Here is a 22,129-nt window from a genome sequence, read left to right as displayed (position 1 = left end):
AAAAATAATTAGAAAATAAAGAATCTTGTCATATCAACGCGTTAAGCGTTTACATTCGCAAAATTCAGCCTAGTGCTGTCTTGTCAAAACAGGAGCGGGCTTATATAATGTTTGTAACTTATATGTCTGTGTTGAGTTAACAATTGTCTTTTTCAAGAGGACAATCAAAAGAAAGGTGGAGTTTTTTTGAAAGCGATTCGTGTAGGGCTTTTAGGTTTAGGTACCGTCGGAAGCGGTGTCGTTAAAATTATTCAAGACCATCAGGATAAGCTTATGCATCAGGTCGGCTGTCCGGTTACGATAAAAAAAGTGCTTGTAAAAGATTTAGAGAAAAAGAGAGAAGTAGATTTGCCGAAGGAAGTGCTTACGACAGAAGTGTATGATGTCATTGATGATCCAGATGTTGATGTCGTCATCGAGGTGATCGGCGGAGTTGAGCAGACAAAACAATATTTGGTCGACGCGCTGAGATCGAAAAAGCATGTTGTCACAGCAAACAAGGACTTAATGGCTGTGTACGGCTCCGAGCTGCTTGCCGAAGCGAAGGAAAATGGATGCGATATCTACTTTGAAGCCAGTGTTGCCGGCGGGATTCCGATTCTGCGCACGTTAGAGGAAGGCCTCTCATCAGATCGAATTACAAAAATGATGGGAATTGTGAACGGCACAACAAACTTTATCTTAACAAAAATGATCAAAGAGAAAAGCCCATACGAGGAAGTGCTCAAGGAAGCGCAGGATCTCGGTTTTGCCGAAGCTGATCCGACTTCTGACGTGGAAGGGCTTGACGCCGCACGGAAAATGGCGATATTGGCGCGCCTCGGCTTCTCGATGAACGTGGATCTGGAAGACGTCAAAGTAAAGGGGATCTCCCAAATTACAGACGAGGACATCAGCTTCAGCAAACGCCTCGGCTATACAATGAAGCTGATCGGGATTGCTCAGCGTGACGGCAGCAAAATCGAGGTCAGCGTACAGCCGACACTGCTTCCTGACCACCATCCGCTTTCTGCTGTTCATAATGAGTTTAACGCTGTTTATGTATACGGCGAGGCTGTCGGTGAGACGATGTTCTACGGGCCGGGAGCCGGAAGCATGCCGACAGCGACATCCGTTGTTTCTGACCTCGTCGCTGTCATGAAAAATATGCGCCTCGGTGTAACCGGCAACAGCTTTGTCGGGCCGCAATATGAGAAAAACATGAAATCGCCGTCTGACATTTATGCACAGCAGTTTTTAAGAATTCATGTAAAAGATGAGGTTGGTTCATTCTCGAAAATTACATCTGTGTTCTCAGAGCGGGGCGTGAGCTTTGAAAAAATCCTTCAGCTGCCAATTAAAGGCCATGATGAGTTAGCTGAAATCGTAATTGTCACACATCATACATCAGAAGCTGATTTCAGTGATATTCTGCAAAACCTAAATGATTTGGAAGTCGTTCAAGAAGTCAAAAGCACATATCGTGTAGAAGGGAACGGTTGGAGCTAATGTGGAAAGGACTTATCCATCAATATAAAGAATTTTTACCTGTAACAGATCAAACACCGGGGCTAACTTTACATGAAGGAAACACACCTCTTATTCACCTGCCGAAGCTGTCTGAGCAGCTCGGAATTGAGCTTCATGTCAAAACGGAAGGCGTCAATCCTACGGGATCGTTTAAAGATCGCGGAATGGTTATGGCTGTGGCAAAGGCAAAAGAAGAAGGCAATGACACGATTATGTGCGCGTCAACAGGTAACACCTCCGCTGCTGCGGCAGCATATGCAGCCCGTGCTAACATGAAATGCATTGTCATCATCCCGAACGGAAAAATTGCATTTGGAAAACTCGCTCAAGCTGTCATGTACGGAGCCGAGATTATCGCAATTGACGGAAACTTTGACGATGCGCTTAAAATTGTCCGTTCCATCTGTGAGAAATCACCGATTGCCCTTGTCAACTCAGTCAACCCTTACCGCATTGAAGGCCAAAAAACTGCTGCCTTCGAAGTGTGCGAACAGCTGGGGGAAGCGCCTGATGTTTTAGCGATCCCGGTCGGAAACGCGGGAAACATCACTGCGTACTGGAAGGGCTTCAAGGAATATCATGAGAAAAACGGCACAGGCCTTCCGAAAATGCGCGGCTTTGAAGCTGAGGGTGCGGCGGCTATCGTGCGCAATGAAGTGATTAAAAATCCTGAAACAATAGCGACAGCCATTCGTATCGGAAACCCGGCAAGCTGGGACAAAGCTGTAAAGGCAGCCGAGGAATCCAATGGGAAAATTGACGAAGTCACTGATGGTGAAATCCTTCACGCATATCAGCTGATCGCCCGTGTAGAAGGCGTGTTTGCAGAACCGGGTTCTTGCGCGTCTATCGCAGGAGTGCTGAAACAGGTGAAATCCGGAGAAATTCCGAAAGGCAGCAAGGTCGTAGCTGTGTTAACAGGAAACGGACTGAAAGATCCGAACACAGCGGTCGACATTTCAGAAATCAAGCCTGTCACACTGCCGACTGATGAAGACAGCATCCTTGAATATGTAAAAGGAGCGGCCCGTGTATGAACGAAGCCGACATGCTGTTCTCTGTCACTGTTCCCGGAAGCACAGCTAACCTAGGCCCCGGCTTTGATTCAGTCGGAATGGCGCTCAGCAGATATTTGAAGCTGACCGTCTTTGAAAGCGACAAATGGTCTTTTGAGGCTGAAACAGAAACAGTCGCCGGAATTCCGGCGGGTACAGATAACCTGATCTATCAAGTGGCTAAACGGACCGCAGATTTGTACGGAAAAGAAATGCCTCCTGTCCATGTGAAGGTGTGGAGCGACATCCCGCTTGCACGTGGCCTTGGCAGCAGCGCCGCGGCGATTGTAGCGGCCATTGAACTGGCTGATGAATTATGCGGCTTAAAGCTGTCTGAAGCGGACAAGCTGCATTTAGCCAGTCTAGAAGAAGGACACCCGGACAATGCTGGCGCTTCTCTCGTCGGCGGACTTGTGATCGGCCTGCATGAGGATGACGAGACCCAAATGATCCGCGTCCCGAATGCTGACATTGACGTAGTCGTTGTCATTCCTTTTTACGAAGTGCTGACAAGAGACGCGAGAGACGTGCTTCCGAAGGAGTTTCCATATGCCGACGCCGTAAAAGCAAGTGCTGTCAGCAATATCCTCATTGCTGCGATCATGTCCAAGGATTGGCCGCTTGTGGGGAAAATCATGAAGAAGGATAGGTTCCATCAGCCGTACCGGGCGATGCTTGTGCCTGAGCTGTCAAAAGTAGAGCACGTCGCCGAGATGAAGGGCGCATATGGAACGGCTCTCAGCGGAGCAGGCCCGACGATTCTTGTCATGACCGAAAAAGGAAAGGGAGAAGAGCTAAAAGAACAGCTCGCGCTTCATTTCCCTCATTGTGAAGTAGACGCTTTGACCGTCCCGAAAGAGGGAAGTATAATAGAGCGAAATCCTTTATATCAAGTAAAAAGTGTATAGATCATGCCAAGCGTTCCTCAGCGTCAGCGGAGGGCGCTTTTTTTGCTGGAGATAAAGGAGTTTTTATTTAGAAAAACGAAATACATGTAAAAAGGAGGAGATGAATATGAAAAAGCTGATAACCGCAGACGACATCACAGCGATTGTCTCTGTGACCGATCCTCAATACGCCCCAGACGGCACCCGTGCCGCATATGTAAAATCACAAGTGAATCAAGAGAAAGATTCGTATACATCAAATATATGGATCTATGAAACGAAAACAGGCGGGTCTGTTCCTTGGACACATGGAGAAAAGCGAAGCACCGACCCAAGATGGTCTCCGGACGGGCGCACGCTTGCCTTTATTTCTGATCGAGAAGGCGATGCGGCACAGCTGTATATGATGAGCGCTGAAGGCGGAGAAGCGAGAAAACTGACTGATATCCCGTATGGCGTGTCAAAGCCAATATGGTCCCCGGATGGCGAATCGATTCTGGTCACTGTCAGTTTGGGAGAGAGAGAAAGCATTGATGACCGAGAAAAAACAGAGCAGGACAGCTATGAACCTGTTGAAGTGCAAGGCCTCTCCTACAAACGGGACGGCAAAGGGCTGACGAGAGGTGCGTATACCCAGCTTGTGCTTGTCAGCGTAAAGTCGGGTGAGATGAAGGAGCTAACAAGTCACAAAGCTGATCATGGTGATCCTGCTTTTTCTCCTGACGGCAAATGGCTTGTTTTCTCAGCTAATTTAACTGAAACAGATGATGCCAGCAAGCCGCATGATGTTTACATAATGTCATTGGAGTCTGGAGATCTTAAGCAGGTTACACCTCATCGCGGCTCATTCGGATCAAGCTCATTTTCACCAGACGGAAGGTATCTTGCTTTGCTTGGAAATGAAAAGGAATATAAGAATGCAACGCTCTCAAAGGCGTGGCTCTATGATATCGAACAAGACCGCCTCACATGTCTGACTGAGATGCTGGACGTTCATTTAGCGGATGCGCTGATTGGAGATTCATTGATCGGTGGTGCTGAACAGCGCCCGATTTGGACAAAGGACAGCCAAGGGTTTTATGTCATCGGCACAGATCAAGGCAGCACAGGCATCTATTATATTTCGATTGAAGGCCTTGTGTATCCGGTTCGTCTGGAAAAAGAGTACATCAATAGCTTTTCTCTTTCACCTGATGAACAGCACTTTATGGCCAGTGTGACAAAGCCGGACAGACCGAGTGAGCTTTACAGTATCCCGCTTGGACAGGAAGAGAAACAGCTGACTGGCGCGAATGACAAGTTTGTCAGTGAGCATACGATATCAATACCTGAAGAGATTCAATATACTACAGAAGACGGTGTGATGGTGAACGGCTGGCTGATGAAGCCTGCACAAATGGAAGGTGAGACAACATATCCACTTATTCTCAACATACATGGCGGTCCGCATATGATGTACGGACATACATATTTTCATGAGTTTCAGGTGCTGGCGGCGAAAGGATACGCGGTCGTTTATATCAATCCGAGAGGAAGCCACGGCTACGGGCAGGAATTTGTGAATGCGGTCAGAGGAGATTATGGGGGAAAGGATTATGACGATGTGATGCAAGCTGTGGATGAGGCTATCAAGCGGGATCCGCATATTGATCCTAAGCGGCTCGGTGTCACGGGCGGAAGCTACGGAGGTTTTATGACCAACTGGATCGTCGGGCAGACAAACCGCTTTAAAGCTGCCGTCACCCAGCGCTCGATTTCAAACTGGATCAGCTTTCACGGCGTCAGTGATATCGGCTATTTCTTTACAGACTGGCAGCTTGAGCATGACATGTTTGAGGACACAGAAAAGCTCTGGGACCGGTCTCCTTTAAAATACACAGCAAACGTGGAGACACCGCTTTTGATACTGCATGGCGAGCGGGATGACCGATGCCCGATTGAGCAGGCGGAGCAGCTGTTTATCGCTCTGAAAAAAATGGGCAAGGAAACCAAGCTTGTCCGTTTTCCGAATGCATCGCACAATTTGTCACGCACCGGACACCCAAGACAGCGGATCAAGCGCCTGAATTATATCAGCTCATGGTTTGACCAATATCTCTAATAAAAAAAGCCAGGCTGATCAAATATCAGCCTGGCTGCTTTATTAAAAGACTTGTTCTACTTCAACGACACCCGGCACTTCTTCTAGAAGAGCGCGCTCAATTCCGGCTTTCAGCGTAATTGTTGAACTTGGGCAGCTGCCGCATGCGCCTAGAAGACGAAGCTTAACGATACCTTCATCTACGTCTACAAGCTCACAGTCACCGCCGTCACGAAGTAAAAACGGACGAAGTTTGTCCAGTACTTCCTGCACCTGTTCTTTCATTTCAACTTCAGTCATGACATTCGCTCCTTTCGTCATAAAACCATTATATTCAGTGTAACAATAAAAATCTATTGTTTGGTTTGCAAAGTTGCTCTCCCTATTATAGCACATTCAGACTTCAACACAAAAACGGTTTTTTTCTATAAAAATGTCCTTTGGCTCTGTATACTTAAAAGAAAGGACTTGCATAGGAGAAGGGGGCGTTCACAAGTGATGAAACCAGTCATGCTAAGCGTATATGGGGCAGAAACCGTGTGTGCGAGCTGTGTCAATATGCCGACAGCCAAGGATACATACGAGTGGCTTGAGGCTGCGCTGAAAAGAAAATATCCAAATCAGCCTTTTGAGATGCAGTACATCGATATTTATGAGCCGCCTGACAATGAACATGCGAAAGAGCTTGCGGAAAAAATCAGAAATGACGAGTATTTTTATCCGCTTGTGCTCGTAGAAGACAAAATTGTCGGTGAAGGCAATCCAAAATTAAAAGACGTTTATGAGGAAATGGAGAAGCATGGGTATACAGAAAACCGCTGACTTGATCAGCGGTTCTTCTCAATCATTAACCGTTATGGTGTTTATACATCCACAGCAAGCCGGATTTCAGCATACGCGGAACACGGCCGATCAGCGGACGGTCAGCAACAAGCCCGAAGCCGGCTTTTTTTCCGAGTGAACCGAGAACGCCTTTCAGCTTAAACTGCGGCATTGATTCAGGCAGGGCTTCTCCATTCCAGCGTTTTTGCAAGATTTGGACAATCTGCTCTGCTTGAGCCTCTGCCAGCTGGGCGCTCGGTGCATGAGGAAGGCTGGCGCAATCGCCGACAACGTACAGATGTTCATCACCTGGAAGATTGTGATGAGGCGTTAATACAATACGCCCTTGTGCGTCCTTCTCCACATCTAAGTCTCTGACGACTTTGTTTGGCTGGATGCCGGCTGTCCACACGATGGCGTCTGCAGAAATCGGATCATCGTGGTTATACACAACGCCTTCTTCTACTTTTGTGATATTTGCCCTGTTTATAATGCGGACACCGTGCTCTTCGAACCAATTTTGCACATATTTGCTTAAACGCTCGGGAAAGCTTGATAAAATGAGATTACCGCGGTCGAACAAAATAATGTTCAGGTCATCACGGCTTTCTCTCAATTCACTTGCAAGCTCAACGCCGCTTAAGCCCGCTCCGACAATGGCAACGGTGGCATTAGCGCTCAGATTATTCAGCTTTTGGTAGGTTTCGCGGGACTGATCGATGGTTTGAATACTGTAGGTGAATTCAGGCGCTCCCGGCACGTTGTGATATTTATCCTCACAGCCGAGCCCGATTACGGCGTCATCGTAAGAAATCGGTTCACGATCTTGGAACAGCACTTGTTTTTGTACAATATCAATTGATGTGATATCACCGTATTGGACATCCAGGCGAGGGTGCTCTGGGAATGACACTCTGATATGATGGTCAGAAATTGTGCCTGCGGCAAGGGCATAATATTCTGTTTTCAAGCAGTGATAAGGATTTCTGTCAATTAACGTGATTGAAACATCATCAGGCAGCTGGTTTGGCAATAAGCGATGAAGAACACGCATGTTCCCGTAACCTCCGCCGATCAAGACCAATTTTTTCATTTGAATTCCCCTTTAATCCGAAGAGTATGATAGACACATTGAAGAAAATACGAACTATGTAAAATAACATCTAGAATTATATCGAATTTGATCTAAAATCACAATAATAGTTTCAAAATAACCTACAATTTAGCCTGAAAACACAAATTAGTAAAACGTTATTTGAGAAATAATATGTTACGATAATAAATTTTGAATCATCCGTTGTCTTTGACGAATAGTGAAAAATTCGCGATAATGGACATATGTGAGGTGAAACCGCATGAATCCAATGATTGAATTTTGTGTCAGCAATCTGGCTCACGGCTCTCAGGAAGCCCGGGCGATTTTGGAGAAGGATCCCAACCTTGATGTCCTTGAATATGGCTGCTTAAGCTACTGCGGGACATGCATGGAATCGCTTTTCGCTCTGGTAAACGGAGAAGTCGTCATGGGTGAAACGCCTGCTGAGCTTGTTGAGAATATATATACCTTTATTGAAGAAAATCCAATGTTTTAAAGAAAAGGGCCTGGACAGGCCCTTTTTTATTTTGCCGTACAAAAGAACTAAAAAAATGTGTAGACATCAAAAAATATTATTGTTATCGTATAAAAGATATTTTTTTAAATAAAATTTAAGAGGTGTACGAGTATTCATGAATGTTCTGTGGGGGCTGCTGGGCGCAGTTGCGATCATTGCTATCGCGTTTTTATTTTCAGAAAAGAAAAGCAATATTAAGATAAGAACCGTCATTGTTGGTTTATGCACACAGGTGGCGTTTGGATACATCGTGTTGAAATGGGAAGCGGGACGCGCTGTTTTTTTATGGTTTTCAAGCCGTGTACAGCTTCTGATTGACTATGCGAATGAAGGCATCAGTTTTATTTTTGGACCGCTTCTAAAGGTCGGAGACAGTCCGGCATTTGCATTAAGTGTACTGCCCGTTATCATTTTCTTCTCAGCACTGATTGCAGTTTTATATCATTTGAAAATCATGCAGCTCGTTTTCCGTGTCATTGGCGGCGGATTGTCGAAGCTCCTTGGAACAAGCAAAACGGAATCTCTGGCGGCTGCTGCCAATATTTTTGTAGGACAATCAGAATCTCCGTTAGTGATCAAACCCCTGATTGCCGGGCTGACGCGCTCTGAGTTGTTTACGATTATGACGAGCGGTCTATCGGCAGTTGCGGGATCTACCTTGTTTGGGTACGCGCTTCTCGGTATTCCGATTGAATACTTGCTTGCGGCCAGCTTTATGGCTGCTCCAGCTGGACTAGTCTTTGGTAAATTGATTATACCCGAAACGGAAAAAACGCAAACCGTAAAAAGCGATTTCAAAATGGATGAAGGCGAAGGAGCAGCCAATGTCATTGACGCAGCGGCAAAGGGAGCGTCAACAGGACTGCAAATTGCGTTAAACGTTGGGGCGATGCTGCTTGCGTTTGTTGCGTTAATCGCTGTAGTAAACGGTATTCTCGGCGGGGCTTTCGGCTTGTTCGGTTTAAAAGGCGTAACATTAGAATCCATTCTCGGCTATGTGTTTTCTCCTATCGCCTTTTTGATTGGCGTGCCTTGGCATGAAGCATTGCAGGCGGGAAGCTATATCGGCCAGAAGTTGGTGCTGAATGAGTTTGTCGCTTATTCTAACTTCGGTCCGCACATCGGCGAGTTTTCTAAGAAAACTGCTACCATTATCAGTTTCGCGTTATGCGGATTCGCCAATTTTTCATCAATTGCGATTATGCTTGGTACGCTTGGCGGTTTAGCGCCCAGCCGCCGTTCAGATATCGCACGTCTCGGCCTGAAGGCTGTTCTTGCAGGAACATTAGCCAATCTGCTCAGCGCAGCCATTGCCGGCATGTTTATATAAACGATAAAAGCTCCTTGCGTCAGTGCAAGGAGCTTTTATGTATGAAAAACGGGGGATAATTGTATTGTGTCCGCTTATAATAGCTTTTATACTAAGAAAAAGAAAAAAAGTTGGAGGCACCTATGAACTCATTTCGATTTACCAAAATGCACGGCCTGGGAAACAGTTATATTTATGTGAATCAATTTGAAGAACAGCTTCCAGAAGAAAAACTGTCAGAGATTGCAATTCAGGTTTCTTCTGTTTATACAGGGATCGGATCCGACGGAATGATCCTGATATGCCCATCAGACCAAGCGCCTGTTAAAATGCGGATTTTTAATAATGACGGGTCTGAAGGGAAGAACTGCGGCAACGGCCTGCGCTGCGTCGCAAAATACGCATATGAGCATAAGCTGGTTGAGGAAACATCTTTTCTGATTGAAACTCTCTCCGGGCTTGTGAAAGCGGAGGTTCAAGTCGAAAACGGAAAAGTGAATGTGGTCACTGTCGATATGGGCGAACCGCGCTTGACAAAATCCGAGCTCCCGATGCTTGACGGCGGGGAAGAGCACACAATCAATGAAACGATGGCATTTGGTGAAGTAGAACTAACAGGCACTGCCGTTTCAATGGGAAATCCGCATATCGTTTTTCCGATCGCAGACATTGAACAGGCACCCTTAACGACACTGGGGCCGGTGATTGAGAAAGATCCGAGATTTCCGGAAGGCATCAATGTGGAATTCGTTGAAACCGTGAATGAACAAGAATTGCATTTCCGCGTCTGGGAACGGGGATCAGGGATTACTCAGGCATGCGGGACAGGAGCATGTGCAGCGGCGGTCGCATCTGTATTAAACGGCGTATCAAAGCGAAATCAAGACATCACGGTGCATTTAGCAGGCGGGGATTTGGTGATAAACTGGAAAGATAACGGCCATGTAATGATGACAGGGCCGGCTGAAACCGTTTGTGAGGGTGTCTATTTCTTGTAAAACACCTTGTTTGAGAATTGGGACGATCATGTTTATAATAAAAGACAGCAACCGGTTTTTAAAAGGAGGTTCACAATGATGAGCAACCCGGTAACAATTACAGAAGCAGCAGCTTTGCATATAAAAGATATGATGAAAGAGCATGAAGAAGAAAACGCGTTTCTGCGTGTAGGCGTCAAAGGGGGCGGCTGCAGCGGACTTTCTTACGGCATGGGCTTTGAGCATGAAAAGAGTGAATCAGACAGTGTGTTTGATCAGCACGGCATCACTGTTCTAGTTGACAAAGAAAGCCTTGACATCATGAACGGCACCGTGATTGATTATAAACAATCCATGCTCGGCGGCGGCTTCACCATCGACAATCCAAACGCCATCGCTTCATGCGGCTGCGGTTCTTCGTTCAGAACAGCAACGAATGCAGGCAAGCCTGAAGAGTGCTAAGCACTAAAAACGGATAGCAACTATTACTGACGCTTTTCTTAGCGATAAATCATCGTTAAGGGAGGCGTTTTTATTATGGGTAAATGATGCAGAGAGTACGGGGACTTAGGCAAGAGAAACGCTGCTTTGTTGTTTGGTTTTTTGTTGTAAATACAGCAAAGTTACGCTATATTTAATGCAGAGTATATTTTATTGCATTTACAACAAAAACACGATAGGGAGTTGATGATGAAGAAGATTTTTGGAATGGTAACAAGGTCAGTATCTGTTCCGTGTTTAAATATATTAAAAAGGGACACAAGACAATTGAATTTTTAATAAAGGGGCTGAATCCGAACAATGAGTGTAAAAATGAAAAAATGCAGCCGGGAAGATTTACAAACACTTCAACAATTGAGTATTGAAACATTCAATGACACTTTTAAAGAACAGAACTCACCTGAAAATATGAAAGCCTATTTAGAAAGCGCATTTAACACTGAGCAGCTGGAAAAAGAGTTATCCAATATGTCTTCGCAATTCTTTTTTGTTTACTTTGATCATGAAATCGCTGGATATGTAAAGGTCAATATCGATGATGCTCAGTCTGAAGAAATGGGTGCTGAATCACTTGAAATCGAGAGAATTTATATAAAGAACAGCTTTCAAAAACATGGGCTTGGCAAACATCTGCTGAATAAAGCTATAGAAATTGCGCTGGAACGTAATAAAAAGAACATTTGGCTAGGTGTATGGGAAAAAAATGAAAATGCCATTGCCTTTTATAAGAAAATGGGGTTTGTTCAGACCGGCGCCCACTCTTTTTATATGGGTGATGAAGAGCAAACGGATTTAATCATGGCTAAAACACTCATATAATATTTTTCGAAGGGTGGATGATGATGTATATTCCAAAATATTTTAAAGTCACAAATGCTGAAGAAATTTGGAATTTTGTACAAGAAAACTCCTTTGGTACGGTTGTCACAACAGAACAAGGAAAACCAATTGCCACACATTTGCCGTTAGGATTCAATAAAAAAGATGATCATTACTATATTACGGGGCATTTCGCTTATGGAAATCCTCAGTGGAGAACGTTTGAAGCCTGTGAAGATGTGCTTGTGATGTTTCAGGGACCGCACGCTTATATTTCTTCTTCCTGGTATTCGCGCGAAAATGTTCCGACGTGGAATCATCAGGCTGTCCACATGTATGGAAAAGCAAGTATGTTAGAGAAAGATGAATTAGCAGAAGAATTAACAATCATGCTGGAAAAATACGAAAAACATCGTGACAATCCTGTTTTATGGGATAAGCTTTCTCCAAAACTCTTAGAACGTGAATTGAAAGGTATCGTTGGATTTAAAATTAAGGTGGAAGACATTCAAGCGGCATATAAATTAAGCCAGAACCGAAATGAAACGGATTATATGAACATCATTGAACAGTTGCAAAATGAAGAAAATCCAAATGCAAAACAAATGGCAGAACTGATGGAAGATAAATTCAAAAAGCAAATATAAGCTTACTTTGCTGAAGAAGTAGCAGAAAACGCCAACTCAAGCGGAGAATCGCTGACTTGGCGTTTTTTTATGATTAATATTTATCCCCATTAAAAATGGAATTCTTCACAATCACATAATCCACATTGCGGATGGCGTCAAGCTTTGTTCCGCCTGCATAAGAAATAGAAGATTGAAGATCCTGCTCCATTTCAATCAGTGTATCCTTGATTGAGCCTTTATGCGCTACATGCATTTTTTTGCCTTCGACATTTTTCTTTTCGCCTTTTTGGAATTCAGAGGCTGAGCCAAAGTACTCCTTGTAAAGCTTTCCGTCTTTTTCGATCGTTTGGCCTGGCGATTCTTCGTGTCCGGCAAATAGTGAACCGATCATGACCATCGTTGCGCCGAATCGGATTGATTTTGCGATGTCGCCATGGGTGCGGATGCCGCCATCCGCGATAATCGGTTTGCTGGCAGCCTTGGCACACCAGCGCAGCGCCGCTAATTGCCAGCCGCCTGTACCAAAGCCGGTTTTGATTTTCGTAATACATACTTTTCCCGGTCCGATGCCGACTTTAGTGGCATCCGCTCCCGCATTTTCAAGCTCTCTGACTGCTTCTGGCGTTCCGACATTGCCAGCAATAACAAAGCTGTCCGGCAAATGTTTTTTAAGGTGCTGGATCATTTCAATGACAGCATTTGAGTGCCCGTGAGCAATGTCAATTGTCACGTATTCAGGAGTCAGATTTTCTTCTGCCAGCTGGCGGACAAATTCATACTCCTCATCTTTGACGCCCACGCTGATAGAAGAGAATAACCCGCGTGCGTTCATATCTTTAATAAAATCAATCCGTTTTTCAGGTTCAAATCGGTGCATCACATAAAAGTAGCCATTTTCGGCTAATGAAATCGCTAGTTTTTCATCTATAATCGTCTGCATATTGGCAGGAACGACGGGTAATTTAAATGTACGTCCGCCTAAGCGTACGGATGTATCACATTCTGAACGGCTATTTACAATGCATTTTGCAGGAATTAGCTGAATATCTTCGTAATCAAATACGTTTTCCATTGTTTTCACTCCTAAAAACGAATATTTAAAAGTATAATATATGAAATGTTCGCCTTCTATAATGTACTCTGTTTTATTTAGGATGTCAAACATTATGATTTGCTGGCAGGTGTGGTGCAAGTGCCGAAGCTTGTCATGCAGGGTGAGTTTAGGTATCATAGTTTTAACGAATGGTCTTAGAGAGCGGATCAAAACGCGAATGATATACGTTCAGCAAAGCTTGGTCGTTCAGCACCAGGCTTTCTTTATGGCATGGACATGGGAAAGGAGCGAATAAGATGGCCCAAAACGAAGAAAAAACACCGAAGTCCCAAAAGATTCAGGACCGCATTATTATGGCAATGATCTGGGTAGTCGCAGCCCTTGTGATTGCGCTGGTTGTAGGAACTGCATTGAATTATATAAATATCTTCAAATAAAAAAGGAGCTGTGTCGCAGACACAAGCTCCTTTTTTTATTATTTATTTTCAAAAAGACTTGTTGAGTGAAGAGGCTGTACGCGGGCTTTCGGGTCCATGTAAGCCTTGGCGTTGTTCACTGCTGTCGGTGCCTCACCGAAGCCGCTGGCAATCAGGTTGACTTTTCCTTCGTATGTACAAATGTCACCTGCTGCAAAGAAGCCTTCGATATTTGTTTCCATTGTTGATTTCACGACAATGGAATTTTTCTCGATGTCCAGGCCCCAGTTTTTGATCGGTCCAAGAGATGAAACGAAACCGTAGTTGACGATTAAGTCATCAATTTCTAAAATCTCTTTGCGGTCGCCTTTCACTTCTTCAAGCACAAGCTGTTCGATTTTGTCTTCGCCGATCAGCTCCGCAGGGACGAATGGTGTCAGGACATTAACCTTCGACGCATGAAGGTTTTCCACACTGTGCTCGTGCGCACGGAACTTGTCACGGCGGTGAATGATCGATACTTCTTTTGCGATTGGCTCAAGCATAAGCGCCCAGTCAACCGCGGAATCTCCACCGCCTAGGATCGCAACGCGTCTGCCGGCGAATTTTTGCAGATCATCAACGAAGTAATGGAGGTTTTTGCCTTCATACTGCTCGGCATTTTCAAGTTCCAGCTTTCTCGGTTTGAATGCGCCGTTTCCTGCAGTGATGATGACTGTTTTAGAGTAGTGGGTTTCTTCATTTGTTACAAGCTTAAATACGCCGTCAGCTTGTTTCTCAACAGATTCAACCGCTTGCTCCAGACAAATGGTTTGGTCGAATTTCGCCATTTGCTCTTTTAGGTTATTGATAAGCTCTTGCGCGCGGATTTTCGGGAATCCCGCTACATCATATATATACTTCTCAGGGTATAGGGCGCTAAGCTGTCCGCCGAGCTGAGGCAGGCTTTCGATAATTTTGACGCTTGCCTGTCTCATCCCGCCGTAAAAAGCGGTGAATAAGCCGACCGGTCCCCCGCCTATAATTGTAATATCATAAACCTTTGTATCCTCTCGCATACGAAAATTGCCTCCTAAATGAAAATTGTTATTAATTATACCATATTGCCGTTCAAATTGACGAGTCAGCAGAAAAAATCGTAAGGATCTAACGTGCCCATCCGTTCTTGAAAATATTTCCGCAGGCCGCTACGATAATAACCAAATGAAATGATCTTTTTCTGAATGTTTCTTGGGCCAGCCGGATAAACATGATAATAGTGCTACGGGTAAGGACTTCACAAAAAACTTTTCAATATATTTCATAAAATCCCGCCAATAAGCTGAAGCTAACACAAATGATGATTTTATTATGGGTCTAACAAAAGCAAAAAAAGAGAAGGTGGATGTGATGGCATTGAATAAGCCCAAAATCGTGATTTTAGGTGCAGGATATGGCGGATTGATGACGGTGACAAGGCTGACGAAGTATGTCGGGCCGAATGATGCTGACATTACGCTTGTAAATAAACACAATTATCATTATGAAACGACATGGATGCATGAAGCGAGCGCGGGTACGCTCCATCATGACCGCTGCCGTTATCAGATAAAAGATGTAATCAACCAGTCACGGGTGAATTTTGTACAGGATACCGTAAAGGCAATCAAAATTGATGAGAAAAAAGTTGTGCTTGCGAATGGAGAATTGCAGTACGATTATTTAGTCATCGGGCTCGGCGCCGTGCCTGAAACGTTCGGCATTAAAGGCTTAAAAGAATATGCGTTTCCGATTGCCAACATCAACACGTCGCGCCTGCTGCGGGAACATATTGAGCTGCAGTTTGCGACTTACAATACGGAAGCGGAAAAACGGCCGGACAGGTTAACGATCGTTGTTGGCGGTGCCGGATTTACGGGAATTGAATTTCTTGGCGAGCTGGCTGCTCGCGTGCCGGAGCTCTGTAAGGAGTATGACGTTGACAGAAGCCTTGTCCGCATCATTTGTGTGGAAGCAGCGCCGACCGTTTTGCCGGGCTTTGATCCGGAACTTGTTGATTACGCCGTACATTATCTTGAGGAAAACGGAGTTGAGTTCAAGATCGGCACGGCTGTACAAGAATGTACCCCGGAAGGAGTCAGAGTCGGCAAAAAAGATGAGGAACCAGAGCAGATCAAATCGCAAACCGTTGTTTGGGCGGCAGGTGTCCGCGGCCATCCGATTGTGGAGGAAGCCGGTTTTGAAAATATGCGCGGCCGAGTCAAAGTCAACCCTGATCTCCGCGCCCCGGGACATGACAATGTCTTTATTCTCGGCGACAGCTCGCTGTTTATGAATGAAGATACAGAGCGTCCGTATCCGCCGACTGCGCAAATTGCAATGCAGCAGGGCATAACGGTCGCTAAAAACCTTGGCAGGCTTATTAAAGGCGGAGAGCTTGAGGAATTCAAGCCGGACATTAAGGGAACAGTGGCTTCTCTTGGCGAGCATAACGCGGTTGGGGTTGTTTATGGCAGAAAGCTGAAAGGCACGCCCGCTTCGTTTATGAAAAAAGTCATTGATAACCGCTCGCTGTTTATGATTGGCGGACTCGGACTGACACTGAAAAAAGGCAAGTTCAAGTTTTTCTAAAAACCCGCGGAAGCGGGTTTTCTTTATTAAAAAACGCCAAAATAAAAAGAGAACGAGAGGAAAACAAGTATGTTTCCGCTTACATCAAAAGATTTGTCACATGATCTGACTTTATTGTTGACAGCTTGATATGGTATATTATCAGAAAATTAAGAAAAAGGGTGATGATTAGATGAAAACTGCAACGACAACCGCTTCACATGCATGCCCATTTTGTTCAGGGAAAGGATATTTTCAATTGATTCTCGGCGGTTCAGAGACTTGTCCGTCTTGCCAGGGGACAGGAAAAGACAGTCATTCTTTTTCCAGCCGTTGACTTTATTTCAGCCCCCGCGTTACACTAAAAACAACGCAGGGGGGTGGAATAGGTTGATTAGTCTGCCAGTCGTAATCATCTCAATTGTTTTGTTTTTTGTCTTGTTTTTTGGAATCGGTTTCTTATTAAACATGCTGCTGAGAATGTCTTGGATTATGGCTGTGATTTATCCGATTGTATGCCTTTTCATTATCAGCAAAGAAAAGCTGATCAGCTATGTCCAGTCGCCGGGAGAATCCTTTGCCAGCCTGTTTCATCGTGTCTTATCATTAGCGGCTGCCGATGTGCTGATTTTAGTCAGCGGTTTGGCCGGCGCCATCGTGTCCGGTATAGCGATCAACATGCTCAGAAAAAGAGGATATCAAATGTTTTAAATGCCGCTTTCTTCTAAAGAAAGCTTTTTTTATGCGTTCAGCTCATTCATCATTTTGAATAATGCTCTCTCCACTTGGGAACAATGATTCGGAGGAGAGGTGAATGATGTTGAATATGATCAGACGTTTGCTGATGACCTGTTTATTTCTGCTTGCATTTGGCACGACATTTTTATCAGTGTCAGGAATTGAAGCGAAGGACTTGTCAAAATGGGTGCAGGAACATCAGGAAAAGCACTTGAAGCATGCAGGACTGACATTAAAAGCATTGCAGCAGAAACAAACACAAACCACGTCCGCGGCTGAGGATAAAACAAAACCGTTAGAAGAGGCATTTGATTGGGATGAATATCCGGTCCAAAGAGTAACAGCAACAGGCTACACAGCAGGAGCTGAGTCGACGGGCAAAAATCCCGGTGATCCATTATACGGGCTTACATATTCAGGTGTGAAAGTGAAACGGGATTTATATTCCACGGTTGCTGCTGACCCGTCCGTTTTCCCGATCGGAACAATTTTATTCATTCCGAACTACGGTCTCGGAGTTGTGGCCGACACAGGATCAGCTATTAAGGGAAACCGCCTTGATCTGTACTTTGAGACAGTCAAAGATGTATACAATGAATGGGGCAAAAAAACCCTTGATGTATATGTGATTAAAAAGGGAACGGGAAAGATTACCGAGGATGAGCTTGAGAAGCTCAATGAAACAAAATCTTTGCAAGTGTTCAGAAATCAATATAAAACTGTGAAAGAATAAAACGCTCCAGCGAAAGCAGGAGCGTTTTTTTACATGAAAAAGTAAGCGAGTACCAATGTCAGTAAAATACCTGTTAGGCCTCCGAAAAAGACTTCGATCGGCTGATGTCCGAGAAGCTCTTTCAGCTTTTTTTGCTTTTCTTTCTCTGCAGCCTTAGGGAAGTCCTTCGCTTCATTTACGAAACGGTTAAAATCAATGACAAGCTTATTAATGACTGTTGCCTGCTCACCGGCGTGGCGTCTGACGCCAGTTGCGTCAAACATGGTTATGACGGCGAAAATGGCGGAAACCGCAAAGAGTGAGGAGTCTAATCCATGCTCCAAGGCTACGCCTGTTGAAAGTGCAGTGACCGCTGCGGAGTGAGAGCTGGGCATGCCGCCTGTGCTTGTGACCAGCGACCAGTCCAGTTTTCTGGACACGATAAACTGTATGGGCACTTTGATGACCTGAGCAAAAATAATTGCGGCCAGGCTTGATAATAAAGGAAAATTCGTTAAAAGTTCCATCGGCGACATCCTTTCTATTTGAAAAATCCTTCGTGTTTCAAAAGAAAAAAGCAAGTCTTAGACTGTTGTTTGTTAAAATAAGTATAGTGGAAAGAATGTTTTTCCTATTATACCATTGTTCATTACAAATACCCATTACGTTAGGAGTGTAAGCCTCATGTTTTATGCGGTTCAACAATCAGAGCATACAGAAACCCTTGTGGTCGGGCTTTTTCAAAAAAGCCAGCTGACAGGAAAAGCGTTGGAAATTGATGAAATGCTCGAAGGCCATCTGACACAGCTTTTAAAAGAGGGTGATGTCTCTGCAAAACCGAATCAAGTATCAAAAGTATTCCCTCCATCTTCTGCGGGTATGAAACGGATTTATTTCGTTGGTCTGGGGAGAGAAGCAAATTATTCGTTTGAACAGGCGAAGGAACGTTTTGCTCATGTTTTTCAAGCCATTCATAAAGATCGAAAACAAGAAACTGCTGTCCTGCTTGATACATTTATTTCGGAAGACGTGCCTCCAGCCGATGCCGCTCATGCTTTAGCTGAGAGCTGCCTGCTTGCTTCCTATGAGGTGCAGGATTATAAGCACAAATCAAATGAGCCTGACAAACAAATTGAAGCCGTGTATGTTGTAACAGATGAAGATACACAGGAAGTGCAGGCGGGGCTTCGCGTCGGCCAGGCATACGGACAAGGGACAAATTCGGCTAGAACGCTTGTGAATATGCCGGGAAACATGCTGACAGCGACTGACCTCGCTTCGTATGCTGAAGAGCTTGCGGCGAAATATGATTTTGAGTGTGAGATATTGGAGAAATCAGAGATGGAAGAGCTCGGTATGGGCGGAATACTTGCGGTAAACCAAGGCTCCACCGAACCGCCGAAAATGATTGTGTTGAAATATCAGGGCAAAAAGGAATGGGAGGACGTCGTCGGACTAGTCGGGAAAGGAATTACCTTTGACACAGGCGGCTACTCCATTAAAACGAAATCTGGAATTGTCGGCATGAAATCAGATATGGGAGGAGCAGCTGCGGTTCTCGGTGCTATGGAAACGATCGGAGAGCTTCGTCCTGAGCAAAACGTGCTGTGCGTTATTCCATCAACCGATAATATGATCTCCGGCGGGGCCATGAAGCCGGATGACGTGATCGTATCTTTAAGCGGAAAAACAATAGAAATCCTTAATACGGATGCTGAAGGAAGGCTAGTGCTTGCAGATGGCATTACATACGCGAAACAGCATGGCGCATCAGTTCTTGTCGATGTAGCTACGCTTACCGGCGGCGTCGTTGTGGCATTAGGAACAGAAACAACCGGTGCAATGACAAATGATCAAAGCTTTTACCAGCAGGTAGCTGATGCTGCACAAGAGTGCGGCGAGGCAATCTGGCAGCTGCCGATAACAGAGAAGGATAAAAAACGCGTGAAAAGCAGCCAAATGGCGGATCTCAACAATTCACCGGGACGCGAGGGACATGCGATTATGGCAGGAACGTTTCTTGGTGAATTCGCTGAGTCAACACCTTGGGTTCACCTTGATATTGCAGGCACAGCGACTGCCAATAAAGCAACCTGCTTCGGGCCGGCCGGGGCTACCGGCGTTATGGCAAGAACACTGGCTACACTTGCGGAGCGATTTACATTGGAAGAAGATAAAAACGAGTAATGAAAAATCCCTGCTGTATGATGCGGCAGGGATTTTTTTCTTCCGGAATCTTTAGTTGACTAAAGTGGATCGGTTATGATACGATACGTTCGTACTTTATTTATCTACTACATTAGCAAACTAAAGGATTTTTGGAGGGGTATCATCATGAATGCAGTCGTCATCGCAGTCCTGCTTATGCTTGTATTAAGCCTGCTGCGTGTCAATATTGTTATCGCATTAATTATAGGCGCCTTGGCCGGCGGGTTAACAGGCGGGCTCGGTCTTGGCGAAACGGTTAAAGCTTTCACAGATGGTCTCGGCGGAAATGCCACCGTTGCAGTCAGCTATGCCATGCTTGGCGCGTTTGCCGCCGCTTTGACGAAAACGGGTCTTCCGGACGCAATGGTGGAAGCCTCCGTTAAATTAATCGGAAATAAAGAAGATTCTCGAAAAAAAGCACTGTCTAAGGTGCTGATTGTGCTGATTATTTTAATTGTATCTTGTTTTTCGCAAAACGTCGTTCCGGTTCACATCGCGTTTATTCCGGTGCTGATTCCGCCGCTTTTGAAAATCTTTAATGAACTTGAAATGGACCGCCGTCTGATCGCGTGTGTAATTACATTTGGCTTAACGGCTCCTTATATTTTGCTTCCGGTCGGTTTCGGCCAAATCTTCCAAGGCATGCTGAAGGACAATATGGCGGATGCCGGGTTAAACGTTCCGCTTGCTGATATTCCGTACGCACTGATTATTCCAGTTGCAGGTATGGTTGTCGGCCTTATTTTATCAGTGATCGTATACCGTAAACCGAAACAATATGAAACAAAAGACATTTCAGGTGCAGAAGCATCGCCATATACGAGAAAAAGTATTGGTATCGCGGTTCTAGCCATTGTTGTGTCACTCGGCGTCCAGCTTTACTTATCTCAGACTTTGGGAGTAGAAGGAATGATTATGGGGGCGCTCGCTGGTCTGATTGTTCTGTTTGTCAGCGGTGTGATGAAGCGTGATGAAGCGGACTCACTGATTACTGATGGAATGGTTTTAATGGCCTTTATCGGCTTTGTCATGCTTGTTGCAGCCGGGTTTTCAAACGTATTGACGAAAACCGGGGATGTCGAGTCACTGGTCAAAACGTCAGCTGGTTTTATCGGACACAGTCAGTCCTTGGGCGCATTGCTGATGCTCATTGTCGGCTTATTAATTACAATGGGAATCGGATCTTCTTTTGCGACGATTCCTGTTATCACAACCATCTTTGTGCCTCTATGCATGCAGCTAGGATTCAGCCCGATGGCAACGATTGCGATTATCGGAGCTGCTGCTGCCCTCGGCGATGCCGGTTCACCTGCCAGTGACAGTACGCTTGGGCCGACTTCAGGTTTGAGTGCGGACGGCCAGCATCACCACATTTGGGATACTTGTGTGCCGACATTTATATTTTATAATATTCCGCTTGTCATCTTTGGCTGGATTGCAGCGCTTGTTTTATAGGAAAAAGGCTCCCCTTTACTGGGGAGCCTTTTCTCGTTATGATAAAAAAACCGTCCAATAGAACGGCTTACATGGACGATATGTGATTTCTGTTAAAGCCGGTTGCTTTATGAATAGAGCGGTAGATTGCTGGTGCGATAAACGACAGTATCACAGCCAGCGCTGTATCTTTTACCATAAACCAAATCATAAAGCCCCAAGCCGTGCCGTAGCTCACTGGCGTATGAATCCACAGCTTCAGTGCAAGATACATATAGGTAGTGCCGATGAGATACATGATCGCCGTTCCGATAAGTGAAGCAATGAGAAATCGAATTTTACTTGGCTGAATGTTTCGTTCTAAAAACCATCCCGCTGCAAATGCTGCCGGGATGTATGAGATAATAAACCCGCCGCTTTTCCCTGCAAACGGTGCGAAGCCTGCTGAAAATTGAGCAAACACAGGCGCTCCGGCCAATCCGACAAGTGCATATACAATCATGGCAATCGCTGCTCGTTTGCTGCCAAGAAGCAAAGCAGCCAAGAGACAGAAAAACGGCTGCATCGAAAGCGGAATGCCGGCTACTTGTAAAAAGGGTGCTACTGATGTAATGTTGGCCCCGACAGCCATAAGTGCGGCGAACATGCCAATCAGCGCCATATCTCCCGCACGAAGTTTACGTTGTTTCATCGTTGTTCCCCCTTAGGTTGACATACACAATCATAGAGTAATAAAGAACAAAAAGATTGTCAACATGATTTTGAATTAGGTTAACA

At 45.1% G+C, this 22,129-nt stretch carries 24 protein-coding genes; 18 read left to right on the top strand and 6 right to left on the bottom strand.

Features of this window, described 5'->3' with window-relative positions; all coding sequences use genetic code 11:
* The first annotated feature begins 186 nt into the window (after positions 1–186).
* From ACZ07B_RS12610 to ACZ07B_RS12595, 4 genes are all read left to right on the top strand, one after another.
* Positions 187–1,488 carry a homoserine dehydrogenase gene (locus tag ACZ07B_RS12610; RefSeq protein ID WP_003228694.1) on the top strand — a complete coding sequence of 434 codons (1,302 nt, stop codon included), beginning with the start codon at positions 187–189 and terminating at the stop codon, positions 1,486–1,488.
* On the top strand, positions 1,488–2,546 hold the full coding sequence (thrC, locus tag ACZ07B_RS12605) for a threonine synthase (protein ID WP_464877402.1): 1,059 nt from the start codon (positions 1,488–1,490) through the stop codon (positions 2,544–2,546). Before ACZ07B_RS12610 ends, thrC begins: the two co-directional genes overlap by 1 nt.
* Positions 2,543–3,472, top strand: coding sequence for a homoserine kinase (gene thrB, locus ACZ07B_RS12600; RefSeq protein ID WP_130572810.1), 930 nt, complete (start codon positions 2,543–2,545; stop codon positions 3,470–3,472). Before thrC ends, thrB begins: the two co-directional genes overlap by 4 nt.
* 106 nt (positions 3,473–3,578) lie before the next feature.
* On the top strand, positions 3,579–5,552 hold the full coding sequence (locus tag ACZ07B_RS12595; protein WP_464877249.1) for a S9 family peptidase: 1,974 nt from the start codon (positions 3,579–3,581) through the stop codon (positions 5,550–5,552).
* Between the two features lie 42 nt (positions 5,553–5,594).
* On the opposite strand, the gene ACZ07B_RS12590 is transcribed toward ACZ07B_RS12595, so the two are convergent.
* Complete coding sequence (locus tag ACZ07B_RS12590; RefSeq protein ID WP_464877248.1) at positions 5,595–5,927, bottom strand: NifU family protein; 333 nt, start codon at positions 5,925–5,927, stop codon at positions 5,595–5,597.
* Positions 5,928–6,026: 99 nt separating this feature from the next.
* On the opposite strand from ACZ07B_RS12590, the gene ACZ07B_RS12585 reads away from it, so the two are divergent.
* Positions 6,027–6,353, top strand: a complete 327-nt coding sequence (locus ACZ07B_RS12585) for a YuzD family protein (RefSeq protein WP_014477874.1) — start codon at positions 6,027–6,029, stop codon at positions 6,351–6,353.
* A 25-nt stretch (positions 6,354–6,378) separates the two neighbouring features.
* Here ACZ07B_RS12585 and ACZ07B_RS12580 read toward each other — a convergent pair whose 3' ends face one another.
* Positions 6,379–7,446 carry an NAD(P)/FAD-dependent oxidoreductase gene (locus ACZ07B_RS12580; protein WP_024571863.1) on the bottom strand — a complete coding sequence of 356 codons (1,068 nt, stop codon included), beginning with the start codon at positions 7,444–7,446 and terminating at the stop codon, positions 6,379–6,381.
* 262 nt (positions 7,447–7,708) lie between these two features.
* Here ACZ07B_RS12580 and ACZ07B_RS12575 point away from each other — a divergent pair, with 262 nt between their 5' ends.
* The 6 genes from ACZ07B_RS12575 to paiB all read left to right on the top strand — a co-directional run bounded on the left by ACZ07B_RS12575 (position 7,709) and on the right by paiB (position 12,219).
* Complete coding sequence (locus ACZ07B_RS12575) at positions 7,709–7,945, top strand: YuzB family protein (RefSeq protein ID WP_003222913.1); 237 nt, start codon at positions 7,709–7,711, stop codon at positions 7,943–7,945.
* Positions 7,946–8,081: 136 nt separating this feature from the next.
* Complete coding sequence (locus ACZ07B_RS12570) at positions 8,082–9,296, top strand: NupC/NupG family nucleoside CNT transporter (protein ID WP_003228710.1); 1,215 nt, start codon at positions 8,082–8,084, stop codon at positions 9,294–9,296.
* A gap of 122 nt (positions 9,297–9,418) precedes the next feature.
* Entirely contained in the window at positions 9,419–10,273 is an 855-nt protein-coding gene (gene dapF, locus ACZ07B_RS12565; protein WP_003243745.1) for a diaminopimelate epimerase, read from the top strand.
* A 78-nt stretch (positions 10,274–10,351) separates the two neighbouring features.
* The gene (locus ACZ07B_RS12560; RefSeq protein ID WP_003244166.1) at positions 10,352–10,714 is read left to right on the top strand and encodes a HesB/IscA family protein; all 363 of its coding nucleotides are present in this window, start codon (positions 10,352–10,354) and stop codon (positions 10,712–10,714) included.
* A 339-nt stretch (positions 10,715–11,053) separates the two neighbouring features.
* A complete protein-coding gene (paiA, locus tag ACZ07B_RS12555; RefSeq protein ID WP_014477872.1) occupies positions 11,054–11,572 on the top strand; it encodes a spermidine/spermine N(1)-acetyltransferase in 519 nt (172 codons plus the stop codon).
* Between the two features lie 23 nt (positions 11,573–11,595).
* A complete protein-coding gene (gene paiB, locus ACZ07B_RS12550; RefSeq protein ID WP_464877247.1) occupies positions 11,596–12,219 on the top strand; it encodes a protease synthase/sporulation negative transcriptional regulator PaiB in 624 nt (207 codons plus the stop codon).
* Positions 12,220–12,292: 73 nt separating this feature from the next.
* Here paiB and guaC read toward each other — a convergent pair whose 3' ends face one another.
* On the bottom strand, positions 12,293–13,273 hold the full coding sequence (gene guaC / locus ACZ07B_RS12545; protein ID WP_014480732.1) for a GMP reductase: 981 nt from the start codon (positions 13,271–13,273) through the stop codon (positions 12,293–12,295).
* A gap of 278 nt (positions 13,274–13,551) precedes the next feature.
* Between guaC and ACZ07B_RS12540 the strand changes: the two genes are divergently transcribed.
* The gene (locus ACZ07B_RS12540) at positions 13,552–13,692 is read left to right on the top strand and encodes a hypothetical protein (RefSeq protein WP_003228723.1); all 141 of its coding nucleotides are present in this window, start codon (positions 13,552–13,554) and stop codon (positions 13,690–13,692) included.
* A 38-nt stretch (positions 13,693–13,730) separates the two neighbouring features.
* Here ACZ07B_RS12540 and yumC read toward each other — a convergent pair whose 3' ends face one another.
* Positions 13,731–14,729: a ferredoxin--NADP reductase 2 gene (gene yumC / locus ACZ07B_RS12535; protein WP_003220618.1), complete on the bottom strand. Its 999-nt coding sequence runs from the start codon at positions 14,727–14,729 to the stop codon at positions 13,731–13,733.
* Between the two features lie 331 nt (positions 14,730–15,060).
* On the opposite strand from yumC, the gene ACZ07B_RS12530 reads away from it, so the two are divergent.
* From ACZ07B_RS12530 to spsC, 4 genes are all read left to right on the top strand, one after another.
* Entirely contained in the window at positions 15,061–16,281 is a 1,221-nt protein-coding gene (locus ACZ07B_RS12530) for an NAD(P)/FAD-dependent oxidoreductase (RefSeq protein ID WP_010886605.1), read from the top strand.
* 172 nt (positions 16,282–16,453) lie between these two features.
* Positions 16,454–16,597 carry a YuiA family protein gene (locus ACZ07B_RS12525; protein ID WP_003243733.1) on the top strand — a complete coding sequence of 48 codons (144 nt, stop codon included), beginning with the start codon at positions 16,454–16,456 and terminating at the stop codon, positions 16,595–16,597.
* Between the two features lie 53 nt (positions 16,598–16,650).
* On the top strand, positions 16,651–16,971 hold the full coding sequence (locus ACZ07B_RS12520; protein WP_003243877.1) for a YuiB family protein: 321 nt from the start codon (positions 16,651–16,653) through the stop codon (positions 16,969–16,971).
* 103 nt (positions 16,972–17,074) lie between these two features.
* Positions 17,075–17,731 carry a stationary phase survival protein SpsC gene (spsC, locus tag ACZ07B_RS12515; protein ID WP_072175151.1) on the top strand — a complete coding sequence of 219 codons (657 nt, stop codon included), beginning with the start codon at positions 17,075–17,077 and terminating at the stop codon, positions 17,729–17,731.
* A 29-nt stretch (positions 17,732–17,760) separates the two neighbouring features.
* Here the strand turns inward: spsC and ACZ07B_RS12510 are convergent, their stop codons facing one another.
* Positions 17,761–18,237, bottom strand: a complete 477-nt coding sequence (locus ACZ07B_RS12510; RefSeq protein ID WP_003244337.1) for a divergent PAP2 family protein — start codon at positions 18,235–18,237, stop codon at positions 17,761–17,763.
* Positions 18,238–18,394: 157 nt separating this feature from the next.
* Here ACZ07B_RS12510 and ACZ07B_RS12505 point away from each other — a divergent pair, with 157 nt between their 5' ends.
* Both ACZ07B_RS12505 and ACZ07B_RS12500 read left to right on the top strand, forming a co-directional pair.
* Positions 18,395–19,897, top strand: a complete 1,503-nt coding sequence (locus ACZ07B_RS12505; protein WP_015251314.1) for a leucyl aminopeptidase — start codon at positions 18,395–18,397, stop codon at positions 19,895–19,897.
* A gap of 147 nt (positions 19,898–20,044) precedes the next feature.
* Positions 20,045–21,373, top strand: a complete 1,329-nt coding sequence (locus ACZ07B_RS12500; RefSeq protein WP_003228736.1) for a Na+/H+ antiporter family protein — start codon at positions 20,045–20,047, stop codon at positions 21,371–21,373.
* Positions 21,374–21,440: 67 nt separating this feature from the next.
* On the opposite strand, the gene ACZ07B_RS12495 is transcribed toward ACZ07B_RS12500, so the two are convergent.
* A complete protein-coding gene (locus ACZ07B_RS12495; protein ID WP_029318475.1) occupies positions 21,441–22,043 on the bottom strand; it encodes a biotin transporter BioY in 603 nt (200 codons plus the stop codon).
* Positions 22,044–22,129: the final 86 nt, after the last annotated feature.

It is taken from the genome of Bacillus sp. 9.4 (assembly GCF_055486415.1).
This window is presented reverse-complemented; position numbering and strand designations above follow the sequence as displayed.